At 68.6% G+C, this 824-nt stretch carries 1 protein-coding gene; it reads right to left on the bottom strand.

Annotated features, from left to right (window positions below):
• Positions 1–824, bottom strand: an 824-nt coding sequence (locus I6F24_RS37285) for a DUF1522 domain-containing protein (protein ID WP_225156601.1), incomplete at both ends; no start/stop codon positions are given.

Genomic DNA, 824 nt, shown 5'->3' with positions numbered 1-824 from the left:
CCTGTCGAGCTCCTCAGCGTGACGGCGCCCGCAGCGACGGTCGAAGCGGTCTGGCCGTTGCTCGTGGCGATCGTCGCCGCACCCGAGGTGATCGAGACCGTCTTGACGCCGCTTGCCAGATCGATCGCGCTCAACAGGTCGTTGACGGTCGCTGCCGGCGTGCCGTTGGTGCCGAGATAGACGGTGCTGTTGCCATTGCCGTCGGTGACGATATTGCCGCTGACGCCCGAGCCGGTCGGAACGCCGGTCGCACCCGGAGCCGAGCCGCTGCGGAAGGTGATGGTCTTGCCGTTCACGGTCAGCGTGTCGCCGTCGGCAGGCTGGGCGTTGCCGGCGAGGCCGGTCGCGGTCGTGCCGTTGGTGGCGATCAGGGTCATGGTGCCGGTCAGCGCCGTGGTGCCGTCGCCGGCCGTTGCGCCCGTGCTGGCGAAGACGCCGATGGTGGCGCCGAGCGTGGTCGTGCCGGTCGCCGCGGTGGTGCCGCCGGCCGCACCGCTATACACGACGTTGCTGTTCGCCGTCGCGCTGGCGTAGGAGGTCGTGCCGCGCAGGTCGGCCGCCGTCGCACCGGAGATGGTGGCGGAGACGTTGGACTTGGTGGAATAGCCGACCGTGGTCTGCAGCGCCTGGTTGGCGATCGACTTCGCAGAGTCGATCAGCTTCTGCAGCGAGGTGATGCCGGTGTTGGCAGCCTGCAGCACCTGCACGCCGTTGGCGATGCCGTCGAGCAGGTTGTTGATGTCGCTGGCGCGGTTGTCGAGCGACTGGGCCGTGAAGAAGTTGGTGGGATTGTCCAGGGCCGAGTTGACGCTCTTGCCGGTCGA

This window comes from Bradyrhizobium sp. BRP23, assembly GCF_020194135.1.
GTDB classification, from domain to species: Bacteria; Pseudomonadota; Alphaproteobacteria; order Rhizobiales; family Xanthobacteraceae; genus Bradyrhizobium; species Bradyrhizobium yuanmingense.
The sequence above is the reverse complement of the archived record's forward strand: the minus strand, read 5'-3'. Positions and strand labels throughout refer to the sequence as shown.